At 67.2% G+C, this 23546-nt stretch carries 21 protein-coding genes; 6 read left to right on the top strand and 15 right to left on the bottom strand.

Features of this window, described 5'->3' with window-relative positions:
• Positions 1-34 precede the first annotated feature (34 nt).
• The 6 genes from yjjJ to AC51BJ_RS11690 all read right to left on the bottom strand — a co-directional run bounded on the left by yjjJ (position 35) and on the right by AC51BJ_RS11690 (position 9015).
• Entirely contained in the window at positions 35-1378 is a 1344-nt protein-coding gene (gene yjjJ / locus AC51BJ_RS11715; RefSeq protein WP_496280338.1) for a type II toxin-antitoxin system HipA family toxin YjjJ, read from the bottom strand.
• Positions 1379-1705: 327 nt separating this feature from the next.
• The gene (locus tag AC51BJ_RS11710; protein ID WP_496280337.1) at positions 1706-3151 is read right to left on the bottom strand and encodes a DHA2 family efflux MFS transporter permease subunit; all 1446 of its coding nucleotides are present in this window, start codon (positions 3149-3151) and stop codon (positions 1706-1708) included.
• A gap of 57 nt (positions 3152-3208) precedes the next feature.
• Complete coding sequence (locus tag AC51BJ_RS11705) at positions 3209-4015, bottom strand: oxidoreductase (RefSeq protein ID WP_019919196.1); 807 nt, start codon at positions 4013-4015, stop codon at positions 3209-3211.
• Between the two features lie 12 nt (positions 4016-4027).
• Positions 4028-7183, bottom strand: coding sequence for an efflux RND transporter permease subunit (locus tag AC51BJ_RS11700; protein WP_496280336.1), 3156 nt, complete (start codon positions 7181-7183; stop codon positions 4028-4030).
• Positions 7180-8316 (bottom strand): efflux RND transporter periplasmic adaptor subunit, encoded by a 1137-nt coding sequence (locus tag AC51BJ_RS11695; protein ID WP_496280335.1) that lies wholly within the window; start codon positions 8314-8316, stop codon positions 7180-7182. The genes AC51BJ_RS11700 and AC51BJ_RS11695 overlap by 4 nt, the downstream gene beginning before the upstream one ends.
• 81 nt (positions 8317-8397) lie before the next feature.
• Positions 8398-9015: a TetR/AcrR family transcriptional regulator gene (locus AC51BJ_RS11690; protein ID WP_496280334.1), complete on the bottom strand. Its 618-nt coding sequence runs from the start codon at positions 9013-9015 to the stop codon at positions 8398-8400.
• Positions 9016-9107: 92 nt separating this feature from the next.
• Here AC51BJ_RS11690 and AC51BJ_RS11685 point away from each other — a divergent pair, with 92 nt between their 5' ends.
• Positions 9108-10571 (top strand): efflux transporter outer membrane subunit, encoded by a 1464-nt coding sequence (locus tag AC51BJ_RS11685; protein ID WP_496280333.1) that lies wholly within the window; start codon positions 9108-9110, stop codon positions 10569-10571.
• 132 nt (positions 10572-10703) lie between these two features.
• On the opposite strand, the gene AC51BJ_RS11680 is transcribed toward AC51BJ_RS11685, so the two are convergent.
• On the bottom strand, positions 10704-11693 hold the full coding sequence (locus AC51BJ_RS11680; RefSeq protein WP_496280332.1) for a GlxA family transcriptional regulator: 990 nt from the start codon (positions 11691-11693) through the stop codon (positions 10704-10706).
• 143 nt (positions 11694-11836) lie between these two features.
• Here AC51BJ_RS11680 and AC51BJ_RS11675 point away from each other — a divergent pair, with 143 nt between their 5' ends.
• From AC51BJ_RS11675 to AC51BJ_RS11665, 3 genes are read left to right on the top strand one after another with little or no spacing between them, the layout of a single operon-like run.
• Entirely contained in the window at positions 11837-12703 is an 867-nt protein-coding gene (locus AC51BJ_RS11675; RefSeq protein ID WP_496280331.1) for a CmcJ/NvfI family oxidoreductase, read from the top strand.
• A 9-nt stretch (positions 12704-12712) separates the two neighbouring features.
• Positions 12713-13315 carry a 2-hydroxychromene-2-carboxylate isomerase gene (locus AC51BJ_RS11670; protein WP_496280330.1) on the top strand — a complete coding sequence of 201 codons (603 nt, stop codon included), beginning with the start codon at positions 12713-12715 and terminating at the stop codon, positions 13313-13315.
• Positions 13293-13733: a PaaI family thioesterase gene (locus tag AC51BJ_RS11665; RefSeq protein WP_496280329.1), complete on the top strand. Its 441-nt coding sequence runs from the start codon at positions 13293-13295 to the stop codon at positions 13731-13733. Before AC51BJ_RS11670 ends, AC51BJ_RS11665 begins: the two co-directional genes overlap by 23 nt.
• A gap of 207 nt (positions 13734-13940) precedes the next feature.
• Here AC51BJ_RS11665 and AC51BJ_RS11660 read toward each other — a convergent pair whose 3' ends face one another.
• Positions 13941-14849, bottom strand: coding sequence for a 2Fe-2S iron-sulfur cluster-binding protein (locus AC51BJ_RS11660; RefSeq protein ID WP_304026877.1), 909 nt, complete (start codon positions 14847-14849; stop codon positions 13941-13943).
• Positions 14850-15153: 304 nt separating this feature from the next.
• The gene (locus tag AC51BJ_RS11655) at positions 15154-16062 is read right to left on the bottom strand and encodes a LysR family transcriptional regulator (RefSeq protein WP_496280328.1); all 909 of its coding nucleotides are present in this window, start codon (positions 16060-16062) and stop codon (positions 15154-15156) included.
• 103 nt (positions 16063-16165) lie between these two features.
• On the opposite strand from AC51BJ_RS11655, the gene AC51BJ_RS11650 reads away from it, so the two are divergent.
• Positions 16166-16963: a GlcG/HbpS family heme-binding protein gene (locus tag AC51BJ_RS11650; protein WP_496280327.1), complete on the top strand. Its 798-nt coding sequence runs from the start codon at positions 16166-16168 to the stop codon at positions 16961-16963.
• Between the two features lie 61 nt (positions 16964-17024).
• On the opposite strand, the gene draG is transcribed toward AC51BJ_RS11650, so the two are convergent.
• The 3 genes from draG to AC51BJ_RS11635 form a co-directional block, all read right to left on the bottom strand.
• Positions 17025-17945: an ADP-ribosyl-[dinitrogen reductase] hydrolase gene (gene draG / locus AC51BJ_RS11645; RefSeq protein ID WP_496280326.1), complete on the bottom strand. Its 921-nt coding sequence runs from the start codon at positions 17943-17945 to the stop codon at positions 17025-17027.
• Between the two features lie 19 nt (positions 17946-17964).
• Complete coding sequence (locus tag AC51BJ_RS11640; protein WP_496280325.1) at positions 17965-18903, bottom strand: NAD(+)--dinitrogen-reductase ADP-D-ribosyltransferase; 939 nt, start codon at positions 18901-18903, stop codon at positions 17965-17967.
• Between the two features lie 88 nt (positions 18904-18991).
• Positions 18992-19144, bottom strand: coding sequence for a hypothetical protein (locus tag AC51BJ_RS11635; RefSeq protein ID WP_496280324.1), 153 nt, complete (start codon positions 19142-19144; stop codon positions 18992-18994).
• A gap of 256 nt (positions 19145-19400) precedes the next feature.
• Between AC51BJ_RS11635 and AC51BJ_RS11630 the strand changes: the two genes are divergently transcribed.
• On the top strand, positions 19401-19847 hold the full coding sequence (locus tag AC51BJ_RS11630) for an HIT family protein (RefSeq protein WP_496280323.1): 447 nt from the start codon (positions 19401-19403) through the stop codon (positions 19845-19847).
• A 36-nt stretch (positions 19848-19883) separates the two neighbouring features.
• Here the strand turns inward: AC51BJ_RS11630 and AC51BJ_RS11625 are convergent, their stop codons facing one another.
• The 3 genes from AC51BJ_RS11625 to AC51BJ_RS11615 form a co-directional block, all read right to left on the bottom strand.
• Complete coding sequence (locus AC51BJ_RS11625) at positions 19884-21218, bottom strand: ferredoxin reductase family protein (protein ID WP_496280322.1); 1335 nt, start codon at positions 21216-21218, stop codon at positions 19884-19886.
• 147 nt (positions 21219-21365) lie between these two features.
• Positions 21366-22496: an FRG domain-containing protein gene (locus AC51BJ_RS11620; protein WP_496280321.1), complete on the bottom strand. Its 1131-nt coding sequence runs from the start codon at positions 22494-22496 to the stop codon at positions 21366-21368.
• Between the two features lie 186 nt (positions 22497-22682).
• On the bottom strand, positions 22683-23546 hold an 864-nt coding region (locus tag AC51BJ_RS11615; protein ID WP_496280320.1), incomplete at its 5' end, for an IS5 family transposase.

Raw genomic sequence — 23546 nt, 5'->3', positions numbered from 1 at the left:
CGAGTCTCCGTCTGTCTCCGGTTCCGCGCGCCGCTCACCCCAGCCGCGCAATGCGCGCGCTCGCAGTGTCGAGGTGAGTCACCAGCGCCGCAACGCAGGGCGCGAATCGTGCGCTGAATCCGCCGTCGCCTGAGATGCGCGTTAGGTAGGCGCGTGCCAGCGCCTCGGCCTGGCGCCAGGTGTCGTGGGCGATGCCGACGTGGATGACCGCCTCCGGCACGGTGTCCGGCAGGCCGCCGCCGCTGCGCGGGGCGAAGGCCATGGGCGTCATGTCGTAGGCGGGGGCGAGCGCATAGGGGCGGCCCTGTTCGGCGACGAAGGACAGGTTGCCGCCGTGCATGTCGGTGTTGCCGATCAGCGTGCCGAAGGCCCAGAGCAGGCAGGCGCCAGCGGCCGCATCGGGGGTGATGTGGCGGTCGCGCGCCAGTCGGTGCGCGATGACGGGCCAGCCTTCCGCAGCGGCACCGACGAACTCGGCATCGAGCGCGGTAAGCGACAGCAGTGCGCGCCGGCCGAGCGGGCCGACGCGGTCGAAGCGTTCGACCTGCAGGAAGCGTTGTCCGCCGTGCTCGATCAGGGTGGTGAGGGCGGCCGGGATGCCGGCCTCGCGCAGCACCGAGAGCGCGAGGTGTTCGGCGCGCAGCAGATCGCGCCAGCGCTCGCTCACCGGGCTGTCTTCGACTTCGCTGAACTTCACGATCACGTGCCGGGGGCCGGCCGGCGTCATCGCGCAGGCCGTGAATTTCGGCTGTTCGCCCCCTGCCGACGAACCGGGTGCGTCGCCTTGTGCTGCTTCGGCGGCCAGACGGACATAGGTTGCTGCAAGGTCGGTGTCGGCGATGGGGGCGGGCAGGGGCTGCGACAGAAAGCGGTCGCGGGCGACCTCACCCACCAGCAGATTCCCCACCCTGTCGTGACCGTGTGCCAGCAGTGCGCGCAGCGCGTGTGTGTCGCTCCAGTCGGCGAGCCGCGCCGGCAGCCCGAGCGCAGCACCGTGACGCGCAGCGTGGGCGCGGCCGAGAAAGCCCTGCGGGCGCATGTCCATCAGCCACCAGGGCAGGCCCTCACTATGCAGCGTTGCGCCATCGGTCTGGTGCATCACGAAACCGTCGGGCCGCACCGGCACCAGCGTGCCGAGCAGCGTGATCCGGCCTTCGCTGTCGACGCGGTGGATGGGGATGTCCGGCAGCCCGCGCACCGTGTCGCGCAGCGCGTAACGAATGGATCGCGCGGCGCCGATGCGCACGATGTCGTCGCCCAGCTCGGCCAGCGCACGGGACACCGTCGGCTGGCTGATGCCCATGCTTTCAGCCAGTTGGCGCGCGGTCAGCGGCCCGCCGCTGAGGCGAAGCCGTATTGATTCGGCGTGGGGCGACATTCTTTGAATGGATTTGTGAATAGATAGGTGAATATATCACCCACCGCGTTGAGTGCGCACCTCCGAGGTTCGTCGACAGCAACTCACTCGTCGCGCGCCTTCTCGTCTGCGCCGGATCGAAGTTCGCGGCGGTCCAGCCAGACGCTGACGGAGACCGCCCTCGGCCGACGTTGCGGCGATCGACCTGAACGAGGCGGGCAAACTTCTTCGAGAACCGGGTGATCGAGTAACGGACGGACGGCGCGCTTCACGCTTTTCGCGCTTCGACGTCGATGATCGCCGCACTCGATGAATGCAATTGCATGAATCGCCTGGCGCGGGCCCCGCTCATTTTTTCGCGCCGGCCGCAGGCGCGGTGTTGACGGGCAGGCACAGCGCGGCGGTCAACAGTGCAAGGCTCATGTGGCACAGATAAACGGCGTCGAAGTCGGCACGGTGCAGACTCGCACCGCCCAACAGCAGCACGGTGAGGGCGACCCCCATGACCGAGCCGATCTGACGTATCGCCTGATTGACCGCGCTGCCGACGGCGTAGTGCTCCGGGGGCAGGTGGCTGGCGGCGGCGCCTGACAGCGACGGCAGCACCATGCCCACGCCGATGCCGCTCATCACCATGCCCGGCAGCCAGTGCGTCAGATAGGCGGGCTCGGTGCCCGGCACCATGAAGAACCACAGCGCGCTGGCCGCGTAGATCAGACAACCGGCGACCAGCACCGGGCGGTGACCGTGCCGCCCGGCCAGACGGCCAGACAGCGCTGCCACCGGAACCACCAGCAGCGGCCCGGGCGCCATCGCCAGACCGGCCAGTGGAAGCGGGTAGCGCCAGATCGCGTTCATGTAGAAGAAGAATGCGAAGAACATCATCGAGAACGCCGTACCGAAGCTCAGCGTCGCCAGATTGACGTAGCGGTAGGTGGTGTTGCGAAACAGCCCCGGATCCACCAGCGGCGCCCCGGCCAGCCGGGCCCAGACGACAAAGCCGAGGATGCTCGTTAGCCCGACGCCGGCGGTGGCGAGCAGGTCATGACGCGACCAGTCAGGCGAGTCGGCCTGCACGATGGACAGCGCCAGCGCGCCGATGCCGTGGACCAGCAGGGCGATTCCGACTAGGTCAAGCGGTCGCCCCCGTGCCGGCTGCTTCGCTTCCGTCAGCAGCGTTGCACCGCGCCAAATGGCAAGCATGCCCAGCGGCACGTTCAGATAGAACGCCCATTGCCATCCGAGCGATGCGATCACGAAGGCGCCCAGGCTGGGGCCCACCGCCGCGGCCAGGCCGCCCACCGCGCCCCACAGGCTGACCGCCACGGCACGCCTGTCGGCGGGGAAGGCCGCCAGCAAGAGCGAGAGCGATGCCGGCGTCAGCAGTGCGGCGCCCAGGGCCTGGAAGACTCGTGCCGCGACCAGCCACTCCACGCTGACCGCCAGACCACAGGCAACGGACGCCGCCAGAAACAGTGCAACACCGGCGAGAAAAACCTTCTTGCGCCCATGCCTGTCTGCCAGGCCGCCCGAGGGAATCAGCATCGCGGCATAGACAACGGTGTAGGCATTCAGCACCCAGGAGAGGTCTGCTGCCGTGGCCTGCGGAAAACCGGCGCGCAGGGCGCTGAAGGCGGCGAACAGCATGGTGCCGTCCATCGACACAAGAAACACCGCCACGCTGGCGACCCAGAACACCGGCCACGGCGAGGCGGCGTCGGCGGGCAGGGCGGGTGACGCCTCTTCGATCATCGGCGGCGAGCCCGCCACGGTCTGGCTGTCGGGGGCGGTCATGGCGCGCACGTAGTCGGTTGGTGATTTCTCATGGCCGGGCTCGGTCGGTGCGGATGTTCAGGCGAGCCCGAAGGTCTTCCGCAGGCCCTTCTCGACCGGGCCGGCGGGCATGAAGCGGCGCAACTTGGCCAGCAGAGACGCTTCGCCCTTCGGCGTATGGCGCATCTTCCATGTACCCAGCGCGGCGCCGACGATCGCGGCGGCGACGCCGTCGGGCCGGGGCGCCTTCTGGACATTGTTCTGGATGGCGCGCGAAACGATGCCGAGCTCCTCGTTGTAGTCGGGAATCCTTGAAGTGGCGTGGGGCGCGTTGACATCCAGATTGGTCCGGGTGAAGGACGGTTCGACCAGCGCGACGCGGATGCCGAACTGGCGGACCTCGTGGTCCAGCGATTCGGACAGGCCTTCAACCGCGTGCTTGGAGGCCGCATAGAGCGCCATGTAGGGCGCCGGCAGGAAGCCCAGCACCGAACTGACATTGACGATGCGGCCGGAGCGCTGCGTGCGCATGTGCGGCAGCACCGCCTTGGTCGTGCGCAGGAGGCCGAAGAGGTTGGTGTCGAACAGCGTCTGCGCCTCGGCGATCGATGTTTCTTCGGCTGCGCCCAGGAGGGTCACGCCCGCACTGTTGACCAGCACGTCGATGCGCGCGGCCTGAGCGATGACCGCCTGGATTCCGCGCTTGACCGAGGCTTCGTCGCGCACATCCATCTCGATCAGCGCAACGCCCGGTACCGGCTCTGCCTTGGCAAGGTTGCGCACGGTGCCGAACACCTGGCAACCCTGACTGGCCAGGCTCAGGGCGGCGGCGCGTCCGATGCCCGACGACACACCGGTAACGACGACGACTTTGGAATGCGACATGACAGTTCCTTTCTATAGGTGACTGGGTTGGAGCACGGACGGGTCAGCGCTGCGCCCCGCGGGCCTGATCCTGAACCAGATGGAATACATGGCCGGCAGGAACACCAGAGTCAGAACGGTGCCGGCGAAGGTGCCGCCGATCAGGGTGTAGGCGAGCGTTCCCCAGAACACCGACTGGGTGAGCGGGATGAAGGCCAGGATGGCGGCGAGGGCGGTCAGGATGACCGGACGCGCGCGCTGCACGGTGGCTTCCACCACCGCATCGAAGGGGGCCAGGCCCGCCTTCTCGTTGTCGTGGATCTGGCCGATCAGGATGAGCGTGTTGCGCATCAGGATGCCGGCCAGCGCAATCAGGCCGACCAGCGCGTTGATGCCGAAGGGCTGGTTGAACAGCAGCAGCGTAGGCACCACCCCGATCAGGCCCAGCGGCGCGGTGGCGAACACCATCGTCATCGCCGAGATCGAGCGGACCTGGAAGATGATGGTGATCAGCGTCAGCGCGATCATGACGGGGAAGACCGGCAGCAAGGCGCTGTTGGCCTTGGCGGATTCCTCGATGGAACCGGCCAGTTCGATCCGGTAGCCCGCCGGCAACCTGGCGATGATGGGCTGAAGATCCTGCCAGACGGCGGTGGACACATCCGGCGGCTGCAGCCCCTCGGCGATGTCGCCGCGCACGGTGATGGTCGGCGTGCGGTCGCGGCGGCGCAGGATGGGGTCTTCCATCTGAACCTCCACCGAGCCCACCTGCGACAGCGGAATCCGCTGGCCGGTCGCGCCGACCAGCGTGAAATCGCCGATCCTGGCCGGATCGAGCCGGGTGTGCCCGGCCGAGCGGGCAGCGACCTGCACCGAACGGATGTCTTCGCGCACCTCGGTAATGGGGATGCCGCTCAACAGGAACTGAAGCTGCTGCGCCACGTCGCTGGAGCTGAGGCCGAGGCTCTGCAGCCGGTCCTGGTCGAGCGAGAAGCGCAGGGTGGGCACGCGCTCGCCCCAGTCGGTATTGACCGTGCGCATCTGCGGCGAGGCCTGCATCACGCCGCGCACCTCTGCGGCGATCTCGCGCAGCGTGTTGGCGTCCGGCCCCATCACGCGGAAGGCCACCGGGAAGGGCGAGGGCGGACCGAACACCAGTTGGGTGGCCCGTACGCGTGCTTCCGGCGCCAGACCGTCGGCCACCGCCTGGCGCAGCCGGAGCTTGAGCGCCTCGCGCGCGTCCTGGTCGTCGGTGAGGACGACAATCTTCGAGAAGGACGGGTCGGGCATCTCCGGCGACATCGCCAGATAGAAGCGCGGTGCCCCCTGCCCGATGTAGGCGGTCACGATCTTCGCTTCCGGCTGCTCGGCCAGCCACGCCTCGACCTTGGCGACCGCCGCACTCGTCTGCTGGATCGCGCTGCCATAGGGCATCTGCACTTCGATCAGCACCTCCGGCCGGTCCGAGGTCGGAAAGAACTGCTTGTTGACCACGCCCATGCCCAGCACCGCGACGACGAAGACACCGATCACGCTCGCCGCCACCAGCCACTTGCGCTGGATCACCGATCCGAGCAGGCGGCGGAAGCGCTGGTAGTTCGGCGTGGCGTAGATCGCCCCGTGCCCGCCCTCGCGCGGCGTGTAGTTGGGCAGCAGCTTGACCCCGAGGTAGGGCGTGAACACCACCGCGACGATCCAGGACGCGATCAGCGAAATGCCGACGACCCAGAACATATTGCTGGTGTATTCGCCGGCGGTCGATTTGGCGAAGCCGTTCGGCATGAAGCCGATCGCCGTCACCAGCGTCCCCGACAGCATGGGTGCGGCGGTATGGCTCCACGCGTAGGCGGCTGCGCGGATGCGGTCGTAGCCTTCCTCCATCTTCACCACCATCATCTCGATGGCGATGATTGCGTCATCGACCAGCAGGCCGAGGGCGAGGATCAGCGAACCCAGCGTGATGCGGTCGAAGTTCTTGCCGGTGGCGGCCATGACGACGAAGACGGCGGCCAGGGTCAACGGCACCGCGGCCGACACCACGATGCCGGCACGCCAGCCCATGCTCAGGAAGCCCACCAGCATCACCACGCCGAGCGCGGCAACGAACTTGAGCATGAATTCATCGACGGCCGAACTGATGTTGACCGACTGGTCCGTGACCTTGGACAGGCTGATGCCCAGCGGGAGCTCGGCGTTGATCGCGGCGGCTTCGGCCTCCAGCGCGCGGCCAAGATCGAGGCCGTTCCAGCCCTCGCGCATCACCACCTCGAGCAGCAGGGCCGGTTCACCGTTGTTGCGGATGAGGAAGCTGGCCGGGTCCTCGTAGCCGCGCTTCACCTCGGCCACGTCGCCGAGCTTGAGCGTGCGTCCGCGCGCCGCGACCGGCGTGTTGCGGATCGCTTCCAGGTCGTCGATCGCGCCGTCCAGCCGGATGAACACCTGCGGCCCCTTGGCTTCGATCGAGCCCGCGGGCGTCATGACGTTGCGCCCGTTCAGCGCCGCGAAGAGGGCTTGCGGCGAGACGCCGAGGGTCGCGAGGCGGTCGTGGGAGAACTCGACGAAGATCCGTTCGGCCTGTTCGCCGATGATGTTCACCTTGTTGACGCCCGGCACGTGCAGCAGGCGCTGGCGCAGCGTTTCCGCATCGCGCACGAGCTGCCGCTGCGCGGCGCCGCGCGCCTTCAAGGCGTAGAGCGCGAAGGTCACGTCGGCGTACTCGTCGTTCACCATCGGGCCGATGACGCCACGCGGCAGCTTGAGCGCCTCGTCGCCGAGTTTCTTGCGCGCCTGATAGAACTCCTCGGGTACGTCAGCCGGTGGCGTGCTGTCGAGCAGGTTCAGCGTGGTAAAGGCGAGGCCCGGGCGCGTGTAGGTCTCGGCCCGGTCATACCAGCGCAATTCCTGCAGGCGCTTTTCCAGCGGTTCGGCGACGAGTTCTTCCATCTCCTTTGCGGTGGCGCCGGGCCAGGCGGTGACCACGGTCATCTGCTTGATCGTGAAGGCCGGGTCTTCCGCCCGGCCCAGCGTCAGGAAGGCCACCGCGCCGGCGACGAAGATCACGATCATCATGAACAGGGTGACCGAGCGCTCGCGTACGGCCAGAGCCGACAGGTTGAAGGCGCTCGGCGAATCCGCTGCCGGGTGGCGGGCAGGGGCCGCGCCCTCGGTCGAATGCGTCGGTGCGCTCATTGCAGCGCTCCGCTGGACGCCGCCACACGTGCGGCGTTTTTGCTGTCTGCCACGCGGACGTGTTCGCCTTCCTGCAGCAGGTGGGCGCCCAGCACGACGATGCGATCCCCAGCGGAGACGCCGCCGGTAATGGCAGCCGTTTCGGTACCGAGGCCGGCCACCTGAACCGCACGCCAGGTGACCCGCGTACCGGGTTCCGAGCCGGGCTCACCCTCGACCACCCATACACCGGGCCCCTTGCCCGGATCGAAGAGCGCACCGATCGGCACCTGCAGCGCCGGGGCGGCGCCGTCGCGCGGGATGTGGATGGATACGGTCGAGCCCAGTGGCGCTTCCGCCAGCCGGCCCTCCAGCACGTAGCGCGCCTCGAAGGTGCGTGTAAGCGGGTTGGCGGCATCCGACAGCTGGCGCAGCCGGGCTGCACCGGTCAGCCCGCTGCCGTACAGCGTGGCGACGCCTGCCGAGCCGACCGCCGGGCGCAAGGTTTCGGGGAGATCGACCACCGCTTCGCGGCGACCGACATGGGCGAGACGGACGACCACCTGCCCGGCGCCGACGACCTGGCCCGGCTCCACCAGGGTGTCCACCACCACGCCGTCGGCGTCGGCGAGCAGGACTGCGTAGCCGGTTTCGTTGCGGGCCATGTCGGCCTGCGCCTGGGCTGCGTCCAGTTCGGCCCGGGCCGCGTCGGCGGCGGCCTTGATCTGATCGTAGGCGGAAGCGGACACCGCGCCAGTCGCGACGAGATCGCGGTATCGCGCTTCGTCTTCTGCGGTCTGGCGTGCCCGCGCCGTGGCAGCGGTCACGGCCTCGTCACGGGCGCGCGTGGCAAGCCGCAGGTCGGTGGGGTCGATGCGCATGAGCGGCTGGCCGCGCTTGACGGTCTGGCCGGTGTCGACCAGGCGCTCCACGATCTTGCCTGGAACACGGAAACCCAGATCGCTCTGCACCCGCGCCGCAACGACGCCGGTGAAGGACCGCTCAGCCTGTGCGGCGGCCTCAACTGCTCCGACCCGTACCAGGGGAATCTGGGTGCGCGGGTCGATCGAAGACGTGGCCTCGCCGCACGCCGCCAGAGCGAGGGGCAGCAGGCCGACGACGGCGAAGAAGGGAAAAGTGCGGCGCTGGAACATGGTGACCTCCGGGAACGAAGGCCTCCATCCTCCATCTAGTGACCAATATTGTCAATAGTCACTTTTCACTTCTTGCGGCCCTCAGGGTGCAAGACTGCGCAGCACCAGACTGGATAGCTGCGTCGGTGCCTCGTCGGCCACATCGAGGTTGTACTGGAGCAGCAACGGATTCACATACGGCTGCATGACCAGATCGATCGCGTGCACCGTCTCGTCCAGCGGGGTCTTGCGCTCGAACTCTCCGCTCTCCCGACCTTCGCGGACGATCTCGGTCAGGATCTGCCGGATGCGCTCGCAGTAGGCGCGTGCAGATGGCCAGCCCTCGCCGGCGGAATGCGCGGCGATGTCGTACAGCTTGCGGTCGTTGAAGAACAGACCCACGCCGGTCGACACCAAGGTCTTGAACATTCGTCTGAATTTTTCCGTAGGCGTGGGCGCGCCGGCCACCGCTTCCTCGACCGCAAGAATGATGGCGCTCAAGGACTGGGCGCAGATGGCCTCGCCGATGGCCTGCTTCGAGTCGAAGAACTTGTAGATGTAGGCCTTGGAAAAACCGATCGCCTTGGCCAGATCCGAAACCGTGGTCTTTTCGTAGCCGTAGTGGCTGAAGTGTTCTCCGGCCGCCGCGACAATCTGCTCTCGAACGCTGTGGTCGACGGGACCGCGCGCCTGGGGTGTGCTTGTGTCAATTTCGCTCATGGAAAAACGATACCGCGTCGATGATGGCTTGACAATAAGTGACCAAGTTGGATTATAGTCACTTCACGCATTCAACTTTCCGGGAGATCTTAATGTTCGCCTATCCCCGCTCCCTCGTCCTGCTTCTGAGCGCCGCTGTCTTGACGGGCTGCGCCGTGGGTCCTGAGTATCGACAGCCCGAGATCGCGCTCTCGCCGGTCTTTATCGGGCAGGAGGCTGTTGATCGCCGGCAGGTTCTGCATCAGGCGGACCTCACGAACTGGTGGGCCGCCTTCAATGATCCTCTGCTTGATCGCTTCGTGTCCCTGGCGCAGGAACAGAACCTGGACATCGCGCAGGCGGCGGCCCGGGTCGCCCAGTCGCGTGCCGGGCTTGGCGCAGCCAACGCCGCACTGCTGCCCTCGGGCCACATCGCCGGTGAAGCGGCCAGGGCGTATCGCTCGGTCGAAACCCCCTTGGGGCAGATCCTGAATTCGGCGCCCGGTTTCGACCGTTACGGCAGTGCCTACGAAACCAATGTTGCCGCGAGTTGGGAGCTGGACGTGTTCGGTGGTCTGCGCCGCGGCCGGGAGGCGGCATGGGCCGAGTATCAGGCTTCGGAAGCGGGCGCGGTCGCGACGCGTCTGGCAGTGACTGCACAGACAGCCGACATCTACATCACCATCCGTGGATTGCAGGCCCGGCTGGACGTCGCTCGCCGACAGGTACGGACGCAGCAGGACTTGCTCGCAACCATCAAGCTTCTGCATGGAAAAGGGCTCGCAGCCGAACTTCAAGTGAGGCAGGCGGAAGGCGCGCTGGCCCAGGTTCAGGCCTCGGTTCCGGTTCTCGAAGCGGGTCTGGACGCCGCCATGAACGCGCTGGACCTGATGCTCGGCTCTCCTCCCGGCACGCATCGGGCGGAGTTGGCTGAAACCCGAGATATTCCGGCTGCCCCGCAGATCGTCGCCACGGGGACGCCGGCCGACCTGCTTCGCCGCCGGCCCGACCTGATCGCGGCCGAGCGTCGCCTGGCCGCGTCCAGCGCACGAATTGGCGGTGCCATCGCCGAGTACTACCCGAAACTTTCTCTGAGCGGACTGATAGGCAGCGCGACCTCGGTGGCGAGCGGCAATCTGTTCACCAGCGGTGCCGGTCAGGCCGCAGGCGTGCTCGGCCTGCGCTGGCGTCTGTTCGACTTCGGCCGCATCGATGCGCAGATCGATCTGGCGAAGGGGCAGGAAGCGGAACTGCTCTCTGCATATCGACTTGCCGCCTTGCGGGCAACCGAAGACGTGGAGAACGCGCTGTCGTCCTTGGTCAGGCGCGAAGAGCAGGCCGCAGTGCTGACTCGAGGTGTGGACGCCTTCAGTCGCGCACGGGACGCCTCGTTTGCGGCGTATCAGAAGGGTGTCGTCAGCCTGGTCGAAGTCCTGCAAGCCGACGAGAACCTGTTACGTGCCTCCGATGCGCATGTTCAGGCACAGACTGAATCCGTACGCGCTGCGGTCGCTGCCTTCAAGGCACTGGGGGGCGGTTGGCAGGCGAGCGAATCGGACGCGCTGGTGGTCAGGTAGCCGCGGGGGCCATAGCGCAAGGGCCTCGCTCGGGGTGGCTGCTGGGGAGCACGAGCGGGTCATGAAGCACGTCGCGATCTTCTTAACCGCCTGTGATCGAGCGGTGGCGAGGCAGTGGGTGGTGCGTTTCGGTCAGCTTCCGTCGCTCGCCGCGCGTGACCGCGACCGCACGTCCCGCGCCGTCACGCCGCGCTCGCGGCGCAGCAGTTTGCGCAGCATCGACGGGTCGGCGTAGCCGACCTGGGCGGCCACCGATTCCAGCGAGGCGTGGCCGGTTTCGAGCAACTGGGTGGCGCGCTCGACGCGCAGTTTCTGCACGTACTGGATGGGCGACATGCCGACCGCCGACGCGAAGTGGCGGCTCAGCGTGCGCGGCGTCATGTGCAGCGCGTCGGCCAGCATGGCGAGCGTGACCGGTTCGCCGAGGCGGCTCTGCAGCCAGCGGTCGGCGCGCTGCAGCGTCGGCGTCTGCCGTGCCAGATGTGAGGGGATGGCGTACTGACTTTGCGACACGCGGTGGTCCAGCATCAGGAAGCGGGCGCAGCTGCGCGCCAGTTCGTCCGAGCCGTGGCGGGCCACCAGCGCGAGCATCAGGTCGGCCTGTGCCAGCGCGGCGCCAGCGGTGCTGATCGGGCCGTCGCTGACCACCATGCGCGCCATGTCCAGATCGACCCGTGGATAGCGCTCGCGGAACCACGGCGCCAGCCACCAGCTGGTGGTGGCCATGCGCCCGTCGAGCAGCCCCGCCTGCGCCAGCGCGAAGGTGCTGACGCAGGAGGCGGCCACTTCGGCGCCGCCTTCCAGCCAGCCGCCCACTCGTTCCGTCGCCTTCACGACCTCGCGCGTCGCCACCCATTCCTCCAGCGCATCGCGCTGGGCGCGGTTGGCGCCCGGCAGCAGCACCAGATCGGGCGGCGGCAGATCGGCCATGCGCGCAAGCGGCCCCACTTCAAGCCCCGAGCCGCTGCGCTCCCGCCGTCGTCCGGTGCCGGTCAGTGTCACCTCGAACAGCGGCGCTCGCCCGGCCTGGAGACACAGGCGGTTGGCGGTGTTCATCACGTCCAGCGTGATGCCCAGGCTGATGTCGAGCACGCCGGGCAGGATGAGTACGGCTGTTTTCATGATGTCCATATTAGCCTGATTGATGTCGATCAAGACACTCGATCGAGGCGTCCGGAAGCCGCAGCATGAGTCCTGGGCACTGAAGGCCGCATCTGCACGGCAACAGCGGCGAGTGCCTGCCCGACGACCACCAGGAGCCTCATGTGAATATCCCTGACGAACGCCTCCTTCATCGCGACCGTGCCCGCCCGGCGCACACGACCGGCGGACTGGACTACCTGCACGACAGCACGGGCGCGCCGTTCAACTACATGTACCCGCCGCCCGACGGCGATCCGTGGGAGAACTGCAGCTACCGCACGCACATGGTCGACATCGTCGATGCCCGGCCGGCCGCGCAGCACTTCCTGCTTCACCGTCACGGCTTCGAACTGCGCGAAGTGCCGACCCGCCTCGATGACTTCGCCGACGACGCGTTGATCCGCGCCCGTTACTACCCGGAGGTCGAGGCCATCGCCTGCGACGCGGCCGGCGGTGTTCGCGCGCTGTGCTTCGATCACCAGATCCGCCGGCGCAGCCGCGACGAACAGCAGCTCACCTTCGGCCGGCAGAACGCCCAGGCCTCGGCGGTCGGGCGCGTGCATAACGACTACTCGGAGGCGAGCGGTCTGCGCCGCCTCGCGCTGGTGCTGCCCGACGAGGCGGCGCGCGCGCGCATCCGTCGCTATGCGGTGGTGAATGTGTGGCGCCCGTTGATCGAGCCGGTGATCGACGCGCCGCTGGCGCTGTGTGATGCGAGGTCGGTGATGGTGCAGGATCTGGTCGCGGCGGAAATCCGCTACCCTGGCCGCAGTGGCGAAATCTACGTGCTGAAGCACGCGCCGCTGCACCGCTGGCACTACTTCCCGCACATGACGAAGCGCGAGGTGCTGGTGTTCAAGCAGTACGACGCGCAGGCGAGCGGGGTGTCGCGCTTCACGCCGCACGCCGCCTTCCTCGACCCGGCCGCACCGGCCGACGCGCCGCTGCGCGCCAGCATCGAGGCGCGCTGCCTCGTGCTGTTCGACTGAGGGCGCGCCATGAACGACCCGGTCATCGAATACTGGTTCGACTTCGCCAGCCCCTACAGCTACCTGAGCACGGCGCACATCGACACGCTGGCGCGGCTGCGCGGCGTGCGCGTGCTGTGGCGACCGCTGCTGCTCGGCCCCATCTTTCGCGCCGCCGGCTGGCAGGCGTCGCCCTTCCTGCAGCAGCCGGCCAAGTTCGCGTGGATGTGGACCGACCTCGCGCGACAGTGCGCGCGGCACGCGTTGCCCTGGCGCAAGCCGTCGCAGTTTCCGCGCAACGGCGTGCTGCCCGCGCGCATCGCGCTCGCACATGCCGAAGCGCCGTGGATCGCCGCTTTCTGCACACGCGTGTTCGAAGTGAACTTCGTCGATGACGCGGACATCGACGACGTCGATGCGATGCGTCGCCTGCTCGGCGAACTGGGCCAACCGGCTGACGCCGTGATTGCGAGGGCGCAGTCGCCGGAGGTGAAGCAGGCGCTGCGCGCGCAGACCGAGCAGGGCGCGCAGCGCGGCCTGTTCGGCGCGCCCAGCTTCTTCGTCGGCGACGCGCTTTACTGGGGCAACGAACAGCTGGAGGACGCACTCGATGCCGCCGCCCACCGTCGCTGAGCACAGCGGCGCGCCGGAGGGTTTCACGCCGCGCGTGCTGCGCGGCCCCTTCTTCGGCGGCCGCACGGTTTTCATGGGCGGCGCATGCAAGGAGCTGTTCGCGGCGCGCCTCACCGGCGACGACTGCAACGGGCTGGGCATCACGCACGGCGGCGTCATCGCCACGCTGGCCGACATCTTCCTGGTCGGCTTCATCGCCGCACAGTTACCGGCGCAGGCGCGGCTGGTGACCGCCAGCCTGACGGTCGACTACCTCGGCCCGAGCTGCGCGGGCGACTGGCTGCTCGGCCGCATCCATGCGCACCGCATCGGGCGCCGGCAGTGCGTCGCGGCGGGTGAGTTCCGCGTCGGCGAGCGGACGGTTGCGCTGATCAAAGCGAGCTGCGCCCTCCTTGCTGGCTCCGGAGCGCAGCAATGATGAATCCCTGCTTTGCTGTTACCCGCGAACCGCCCAACTACGTGGTGATCTTCTCGGCGCAGTGCACGCCGGGCGACGACGGGTCAGCACCCGGTGCGGTAGGTCCAGGATGGAACGGAATGAACGGGCCGGTATTCGCCAGCGGGGTGGACTTACGGGAGGCCACGCCGCTGCCACGCCGCCGCCCGTTCATCCGTCATGCCTGCATCAGCCGGCGACCGCTTCCGCCGCGCGACGCAGGGCGGCTTCTTCCTGCTCGATCCACTGCTTCAGCTTCTCGACGTGTTCCGCTTCTTCGCGCACGAACTCCTTCGCCACCTTGCGGATGTCCGCGTCGCGCGTGGTGTTGGCAATCGCGTAGTAGAACTCGTAGCCACGGCGTTCGCCCTGCAGCGCGGCCTTGAGCGCACCGAGACGCGTCAGGGCGGGATCGCCGGCCCACAGCGCGGTCTTTTCCGGGGTGGTGTTGTCGGGCCATGCGGAACTGGCCGGTAGGTTCTCCACCACCTCGTACTTCGCGCACCTCGCCTTGGCTTCTTCCAGATGCAGGCGCGAATAGCTGCCGAGCTGCGCGAACAGCGCAGCCACGTCGCTGTTGCCACAGGCGTTCATACGCTCCGCCAGTTCTTCGAAGTGCACGGCAGCGTCTTCTTCGACCTTGACCGCATAGTTCAGGAACTGGTCGAGCGTCTGGATGCCGACACCGCCCTTGTAGATCGCGGCGGCGATCGATAGCGCCGGTCCCTTCACCGGCTTGGTCACGTCGCCTTCGAACACGACGGCGATATCTTCGTCGCGAACGAAGCACTGGCAGGCCAGCCGGTGACGCGGCGGCATGTCATTCACTTCGGCGTCCATGATTTCCTGCTTGGTGATCTTGCCGAGCTGACGCAGGATCTCCTTTTCCTTTTCGGTCAGGGCGATGCCATAGCGCACGGTCGGGCTGTAGTGCACGACCTCCACCAGGCACGAGCCGCATTCACCGTCCTGACAGTCGAACGGAATCGGGATGTTGTTGGCTTTGGCGAGGGCGAGCAGCGTGCCGCGTTCGCCGGCCACCGCATAGACCGTGAGGTCGCGCGGCATCAACGGAGAAGAGAAGGTTACGTTAGCCATTTCAGGGCTCCAGGTTGTGTCCGGATCGGACCCGGTCTGATTGCAAGTTGCATGCCCCTCGAATGGCGCCCCCGTGTAATCGTCATGACATGAATGCGTGCCGAGAAGTCATTGATCCACATCATGAAATGTTGGTTTATCCGGCTATCACGAAGGTGGATGAATGACGGAGTTGATCTGCTTCAAGGCGGTTTGAAAGTGCTGTGCTAACGCCTGCCCTGCAGGGGCGTGGCGCTTTGTGGACAGACCTGTCGGCTACGCAGTGTTTGCGACACAAATCGCATCGCCGAGTACCGCGTGTGGTTCAACTTCCGTCCTGGCCGTCGTCCTTCAGGCCGGCGACGAGGGCGTCGAACACCCGACGCACCCGCGCCGGCACCGGGCCGCGCTGCGGGCGATACACCATCACGTCCCACGGCGGCGGCGCGTCCTTCTCCAGCACCTCGACCAGTCGCCCGGCGCGCACGTGCGCGCGCGCCAGATAGTCGGGCAGCTGCGCGAACGCGATGCCGGCCAGCGCCGCTTCGCATTCGGCCGCCGGGTCGTCGGTGAAGAAGGTGGGCTGCTGCGGCAGCAGCGTGCGCTCGCGGCTGAAGAACCAGTGCCACGGGCGGTTGGTGTTGCGGTTGATCAGCGCGCTGGTGGGCAGCGCGTGCAGCGCATCGACCGAGGGCGGCAGGCCGACGCGTTCGATCAGCGCCGGGCTCGCATGCACACCGAACGCCACTTTGCCGACCCGACGCATCACGTAGCGCGCGTGGCTCAGCACACCCATGCGCACGCCGATGTCGATCTGTTCATCCACGGCGTCGCTCAGTTCGTCCGACAGCCGGATGTCGAGGGCAATGCCGGGGTGCTCCACCGCGAGCCGGGTCAGGATGGGCAGCACGAGCAGACGGCCGAGCGCGCGCGGCGCGGTGATGCGCACGCGCCCGGCCATCGCCGTGGCCGCGCGCTTCTCCGCGGGCCGCAGCACCTCTTCGAGTTGCGACAGCGTCGCCGCGGCTTCGGCCGCCTTGGCGGTGCCGAACTCGGTGATGCGCGTCTGCCGCGTCGTGCGGAGGAACAGCGTTTCGCCGAAGTGATCTTCGAGCCGGCGGATGGCCCGGGTGACCGCCTGCGGCGACAGGCCCAGCCGGGTGGCGGCATCGCGGAAGTTCTTCGCGTCGGCGGCGGCAACGAAGATGCGCAGCGCGTCCTGCAGTGAATTCATCGTGTGCCTCGAAGTGGAATACTGAAATCCTGATCATTCCATTTATTTCCACTCTCTGCATCCCGATACTGGCTACATCACCCATTCAACAGAGGATGCAGTCATGAAAGCCCTTCACACTTCCATCGTCACTTCTTTCGCAGTGCTGGCCGGTCTGATCGCCGCGCCGGCCTTCGCAGCGCCGCAGGGCGCGGACATCAAGGCGCTCGCCGCCGAGTGCGCGGCATTGCCCGGCCATGCCGAACTGCGTGAGGCGCTCACCCGCGCCCGGCGCGCCGACAACGGCGGCTTCGATCTCGACATGTGGGGCACCGTCGTGAGCCGCAGCGGCACGGTGTGCGCGGTGGCCTTCACCGGCGAAAGCAACGCCAGCCAGTGGCCGGGCAGCCGGGCCATCTCGGCGCAGAAGGCGAATACCGCCAATGCCTTCAGCCTGCCCACGCTGGCCCTGGCCACCGCCAATCTGTACAGCGCAACGCAGCCGGGCGGCAGCCTGTTCGGTCTGCAGGAGAGCAATCCGGTCAATGCCGCGCTGGCGTACGCCGGCCCGGCGACGGCGTGGGGGCAGGCGAACGATCCGCTGGTCGGACAGCGCATGGGCGGCGTCAATGTGTTCGGCGGCGGGCTGGCGCTGTACAGCGCGCAGGGCGAACTGCTGGGCGCGCTCGGCGTGTCGGGCGACAGCTCCTGCGCCGATCACGCCATCGCGTGGCGTACCCGTAACCTGCTGCGGCTCGACTACGTGCCGGCTGGTGTCGGTCCGGATGGCGTCGATCAGATCAGCTTCGACGGCGACTGGAAGCAGCCGCACTGCGTCAATGCCGCGACCGAAGATGCGGTGGTGAAGGCCTTGCCGCCCACCCGCCGCCGCGAAGGGCTGGCTGCGACCACGCAGGAGTGAGTGGCACGGAGGGCGCCCCCGGCGGCGCCCTCCGTCAGTACCGGGTCGGCAGCGGAGCGATCTAGCCTCGACGGCTCATCGCCAGCAGCCCGCTGGTCTGGTCGGTGATGGCGAGCACCACGTCGCGTTGCAAGCGGCTCAGCCAACGCTCCGGTAGGGCACGCGCACCGCAGCGGGCGCCGGCCAGCATGCCGACCAGGGCGCCGGTGGTGTCGGCGTCATCGCCCATGTTGACGGTGGCGACGAGTGCCGTTTCGAAATCGGCGTGGCTCACGAAGTGGTAAAGCACGGTCTGCACCGTATCGACGACATAGGCGGTGGCGCGGCCGGGGTAGGGCTGGAAGGCGAAAGCGGGGTTATCGCGCACCCAGTCAGCGACCCATGCGCAGCAGTCGTCGTGCGATGCGCCGTCGAGGATGCGCGCCAGCAGCCGGGCCATGCCCAGTGTGGCCGCGTCGGACTGCGGGTGGTGGTGGGTGATGCGCGCCTGCGCAAGGCTCAAGCGTTCCAGCGCCGCGTCGTCGCGTAGCAGCGCCAGCACGGTCGGCAGGTTGCGCATCAGTGCGCCGTTGCCGCCGTCGCGGTCGTTCGGCGGGCCGCTCAGGCTGCCGTCGCCCAGGTAGCGCTGCAGGCCGCGACGACAGGTGTTGCCGCAATCCACCGGCTTGCCGCGCAGCCAGCCGACGAAGGCGTCGGCGATCGTGCGCGTCGTCGCCGTCATGTGTTCGTCGCTGGCGAGGCGCGCGCCGCCCACTTCCAGCAGCGCATCGCCGAGCGCGAGACTCATCGTCGTGTCGTCGGTCACCTGGCCGCGCGCGAGCTTCAGCCAGCCGCCGCCGACGATGTCGCGATGCTCGCCGTACTGCGCGCGGATTTCGCGCGGGCGCATGAATTCGACCGTGGCGCCCAGCGCGTCGCCGATGGCCAGTCCGAGGTAGGCGCCGAGGGCGCGGTCGTACAGCGTGTCGAAGTCGTCAGTCATAGGTGGTAAGAGAGCGGATTCATTGGCAGCTTGCCTGTGTGGGGTAGTCGCCGCCCAGCGCCAGCACTTCCTGTTCGCCGTGCAGCACCGGTCCGGGCAGCAGGCCGGGCCACACCAGCAGCTTGCAGCGCGGCACCTGCAGTTCGAACACCCAGTCGCCGAAGCAGCCTGCTTCGTCGCGCGACAGCGAGAACGACGCGATGCTGTTCAGGCGCACCGTGCATTGGCGGTCCTGCAGCCGGCCGGCGACCAGCTGCTCTTCGGCGCGGGTGCTGCCGCGCCACAGCCGCACATGGTCTCCCTGCGGCTGCTGCGGCAGGCCGAAACGGTCGAGCGCCCACTGGCTGAATTCGTACAACAGGTCGAGTTGCTGGTGGATGCAGTTGCCGTGATAGCGGCTGGCCGCCTTCTCTTCGAGATAGCTCACCCAGGCGGGCGACGGGAAGCGCTCAAGCCTTGCCTTGTGGAACATGGGCACCAGACCGAAGCGGCTCTCGACCCAGCCTTTCAGCACGGCGCCGGCCGGGCCGTTGGCGTCGCCACCCCAGCCCTGCAGCAGACGGCGCCAGCTGCAGCGCCAGCGTCGCGCCTCGGCGCTGTCGCGCGGCGCGTCGGCCGGCTGCAGGCCGAAGGCGATGGCGACGTAGTGCTCGAACACGTCGCGCGCTTCCGGCAGATCCGCGCAGCGATCGAGCAAGGCGAACAGGCCGCGGTGCGCCTCGCGCGTGCCGGCGATGTGCAGCGGCAAAGGGTGCTCGTTGAACAGCCGGCTGGCCAGCACCGGCGCCGGCACGCCGACCAGATTGGTGCTGTACCAGCGGTGCGGCTGGGCGTCCGCGGCCCCGCCCGCGTCAGGCGAGCCTGCGGACGCATCCGGCGCGTAGGCGGGCGACGACAGGGTTCCGGGTCGTGCGCGTTCCGCCCCGGCAACATGCGGAAGGGCTGAGTCGATCGGCATCCGGCCAGTATTCGAGGCCCTTTGACCGCCCGTCAAGCACGGTGGTCAAGGATGATGCAGATCGCTGCCCGGGAAGGCCGGACGCGCCTCAGGGCGCGCTTTGCTGGCTTTCCGGATGGGCGGTGGCGGTGCTGTCGTGCGTGCGTTCCCAGTCGCCGACCGGATCGGCCGGCGTCTTCTTGCGATGGGCAAACGCATATCCGAGTGCAAGGGCGAGCGAGGCGGCAATCAGCTTGATCATCGATGTTTCCTCCAGGAGCGGGGTCACCGGACGCGGCGACCTTTCCGTTCAGTGTGGGTCGGTGCGGCGGCGTTCGCTGTAGGCCGGCAGTACCGCGGCCCGTAGGACGGGCGCTGCGCCATTCCGCTCCGGTGGTTCGCGAGGCGCGGCGCCGGCTGTCGGCTTTCGGACCTCGTGTATCGTCTGCCCCGACCGCGCGCTGCCCGTACGTCGCACCGCGCCCGACCTTTCCTGCGCAACCGGAGCCGATACCCTCATGCCGAAATTCGTCGATACCTCACCGCCCGGCGTCTGCATCTTCTGTCGCATCGTCGCCGGCGAACTGCCTGCCGCGCGCGTGTTCGAGGACGATCTGACGCTGGCTTTCATGGACCTCGGCCAGGTCAATCCGGGTCACGTGCTGGTGGCGACGAAGCGGCACGCCGCGACGCTGTTCGACATCACGCCGGAGGAGGGCGCCGCGGTAATGAACACCGCGCAGCGCGTGGCCGCCGCCATCCGCGAAACCTTCGATCCGCCGGGGCTGAACCTGCTGCAGGCCAACGGCAAGGAGGGTGAGCAGACGGTGTTCCACTTCCACATGCACGTATTGCCGCGCCACGCCAATGACGGCGTCGGCCTGATCTGGCCGCGCAAGGAGCCGGGTGCCGAGGTACTGCGCGGCTATGCGGCGCAGCTCGCCGGAGCGCTGACGCGCGGCTGAGGCAGGCTGACCGGACAGATCGCGGCCTTGCCGCGATCACCGCATCTCGAACAGTTCCTGGTGGAAACGGTCGGCCGGCAGGCCGTGGGCGACGAAGTCCGCGCGCAGCGCCTGACCGAAGCCCGGCGGGCCGCAGAACCAGATGCTGGCCGACTGCCACTCGGGCGCGGCGGCGCGGATGCGTTCGCCATTGAGGCGGCCGTCGCGGGCATCGACCAGCAGATGCAGACGCACACCAGCCGCCGCCGCATCGGCGGTCAGACGGTCGATGGCGTGCTGATCGAAGTCGGCCGTCGGGTGAAACAGATCGACCACCCGCGTGTCCGCCGTGGCGGCGCGCTGCTTCATGCGGGCAATGAAGGGCGTGATGCCGATGCCCGCCCCGACCCAGATCTGCCGCGGCTGCGCGTCCTCGAAATCGAAACAGCCGTAGGGCCCCTCTACCGTCACCGGCATGCCGATCTTCAGCGTTTCGCGCAGGCGGCGGGTGTGGTCACCCAGCGCCTTGGCGATGAACACCAGCCGACGCTCAGCCGGGTTCCACGCCGACGCGATCGTGTACGGGTGCGCGCCTTCGCGCCTGTCCGAAGTGACGAAGGCGAACTGCCCCGGCGCGTGGCCGCGCCAGCCGTCCTCGACCTCGATCGCCGCCTCGAGCACATGCACGCCCGGGTATTCGGTCAGCGCCACGATGCGGCCCTGCACCTTGCGATCGGCGCCGATCCGCCCGGTCAGCGTCAGCACCGCCGCCACGCTGCCGCCGATCAGCAGGGCGGCCAGCAGCCAGCCTATCGGCTGTGACCAGTAAGCGCTCTTGGTCAGCACCACCGTGTGATAGGCCAGCGCGAGATAGGCGACCGCGATCCATTTGTGCGTCCTGACGAACCAGTGGTAGGGAAAGCGCTTGACCAGCGCCAGCACGATCAGCACCACCGCGGCGTAGAACGCCCACTCGCCCACCGATTCGGCCATATCGCGCTGGCTGCGCAGCCAGCCCTCGACCGCGCCAAGTTGTTCTCCGCCACCCGGCTTGCGCGCCGGCCTGACCAGCCAGCCCCAGCCCACCATCCACTTGGTACCGGTCGCCCACCACCAGTGCAGGACGGCCACCACCAGCGCCGCGATGCCAAGCCACTTGTGCAGCCGGTACATCCTGTCCAGCCCGCCCAGCAGCGGCTCCAGCCACTTCGAGCGCAGCGCCAGCAGCATCGCCACGCTCATCACGCCGATCGCGATCACCCCGCTGTACTGCATGAACACCGAGCGGAACGAGAAATAGGTGAACGGCTCGGGCAGCAGCGTATCGGCCGCGAGCCAGAGCGCGGTGGGTAGCAGCAGGGTGGCGAGGAATGCGAGGTGGAGGCGTTTCATTGGGTGGCTTGGGGTGATCATCGGAAAGCCTTACGTTGAGCAAACCAAGCGACGACGAATGGACGGCTTGGGCGTGCGGTCGATGACGGACCACAGCGGTCGCACGGCCAAGCTGGCCAGCCGTTGGCGCTCCGCTTGAGCGTCAAGTTAGGGCGCTGTGTCGGTTGGCCATGTCACCGTTCCGCTGATGTCTTTCAGCTGAGAAACAAGCATCGCTACCTCGTCCGACGCCGACGTGAGCTGCCCCGCTTTTAGCTTCTCCGGGCTGTGAACAGCAGCGTTGCGGACTTGGCGAAGCTTGTTTAGGCGATGGGATAGGTCTTGCGGCAGCGATTCAGAGCGCTGAAGGACTCGAATGGCGTCCATCACTGAATACACGCGTTCCTCCCGAGCACGTGCAAGAGTGAGAAGCCGTGACTCGACGACTGACCATGCCTGCAAGAAGGTGCCGAGCTCTGTTGCCTGAATTCCGCCGCCTTCCTCGCGCTGGATGCCGGAGCACAGCGCCTGAATCCGATCGTCGATTGGGTAGAGCGCTTCAGTCGGAATTGGATCGAATCCGCCTGCCCAGAATTCTGGTGACCGCGAAATCTGGAACTTAGCAATCAGTCGGTTGTTGAAGTCCAATTCTGTCTTTGACGTGTAGTCGTCCGTGACCTCATCCGTGCCGGCTAGATAGCCTTCCTGGAAGTAAGGGCGCAGAGCGTCTGGAGGGCAAATGCTAAGCAGTCGGATGTTCACGAGATCGTGTTCAGAGTTGACTGACACCCGGTTAGTTAGGTACGGCAAGCCGAAGACAAAGACGAACGGATCGTCCGGTGACTCCTTTGCCAGCGCGAAGCTGCTAGCTACTCGAACGGACTGGGTGAAGTCCAGCAGCGGAGTGGCGCAGACCTCGTAGTGCTGCAAGATGCTCCATTGAATGAACTTGCGTCGCCTTACTTCGCTGGCGCCTTCAATCTTCTCGCGATGAAAGGCTTCAGCGAGGCGCTTCGAGGCGGAAGACAAGACGTCAAACCGAATCTGAAGTTCAGACTGTGTCAGTCGTTCGCCTCGGTAGATCGAGGGGTAAAACGTCGAAGCGGACGCCTTGTTTCTGTGATCTGTCGCCTGGCCACGAAAGAACAACAAATGATCCTTGTTCGCGTAGGACAGGCGAGCAACGTGTTGCATCAACTCGCGGAATGTCGCAACTGGCAGAGGCTCTGCTTTAGCAATCGGCTGAGTGCCAACCAATGCCGCGAGTTCAGGAGTGAGCTGACCGACGATGGCTCGCATAGGTGAGATTGTCCTTCCGCGCGCTAACGTTGAAGTTAATAGGCTGGTGAGAAACCCTTGAATCCTTCCGGATCATGCCCTTCCGTTCGTTTTTTCCGGCACCGGAAGTGCGCCGTGGCGTGTGATTCAGGGCTCTCTCACCCTCGCATCCCGCTGCTTGCCAGGCGGCGGGCGCATCTGTCCCTTCTACGCGGTAGCCGGTCGCATCAGGCTCAGCATTCGGGTCAGGTTGTACGCCGCGAACGCAAACAGCGCCTGACCCGAGAGCTTCTCCAGCCCCTTGTGGCGCGTCTTGCGCAAACCACCTACCGTCTTGATCCAGCCGACGGCCTCTTCGATCATCTTCCGCCTGCGCAGGCTCATCGCGTAGCCCTTGCCACGCGCCGTGCGTCCATCGACGGCGCTGCCGCTGACCTTGCGCGCCACGTGTGCCTTGATGCCGCGCCGTTCGAGTGCAGCAACGAACTCCGCCCTGTCATAACCTTTGTCCGCACCCACCGTCGCGCCCGGTTTGTGCACGCTGCGATCAATCATCCGGATCGCCGCCTCCCACTCCGCGCGCCCCGTGGCTTGCGTGCTCTCGACATCGACGACCAGCCCGTTGCGGTTCTCGGAGAGTGCGTGCGCCATGTAGCGCAGCTTCGCTTCCGTGAACTCGCCCTTCTTGTAGAGCCGCGCCTGCGGGTCGGTTGTGCTCTGGTGGGTCGCGTTGCTGCGCGTCTTGCCCTTGAAGTCCGCTTCCGGGTTGCGCCCGGCAGGCTTGTCCGGGCCACTGCCGTCCTTGGGAACGAAGCTCTTGTGGCTGGCCCAGGCCTCGATCATCGTGCCGTCGACGCTGAAGTGCTCGTCGGAGACGAAACCCTGCCATTCGGCCAGATGCAGCACGCGGCGGAAGAACTGGCGTGCGATGTCGGTACCGAGCAGACCAGCCCGGCCACCAGCAGCAGGCGAAGTTCGCAGGTGTAGGCGAGCAGCAGCGCGAAAGCCGCCCACGGCAGCAGTGCCCTGGCCGACGGCGTGATGTTGAAGCTGGAACCGAGCAGGCTCAGG

Source organism: Methyloversatilis sp. S146-33, from assembly GCF_059552495.1.
Note: the sequence above shows the minus strand (reverse complement) of the source record. Positions and strands in the feature narration are given on the sequence as shown.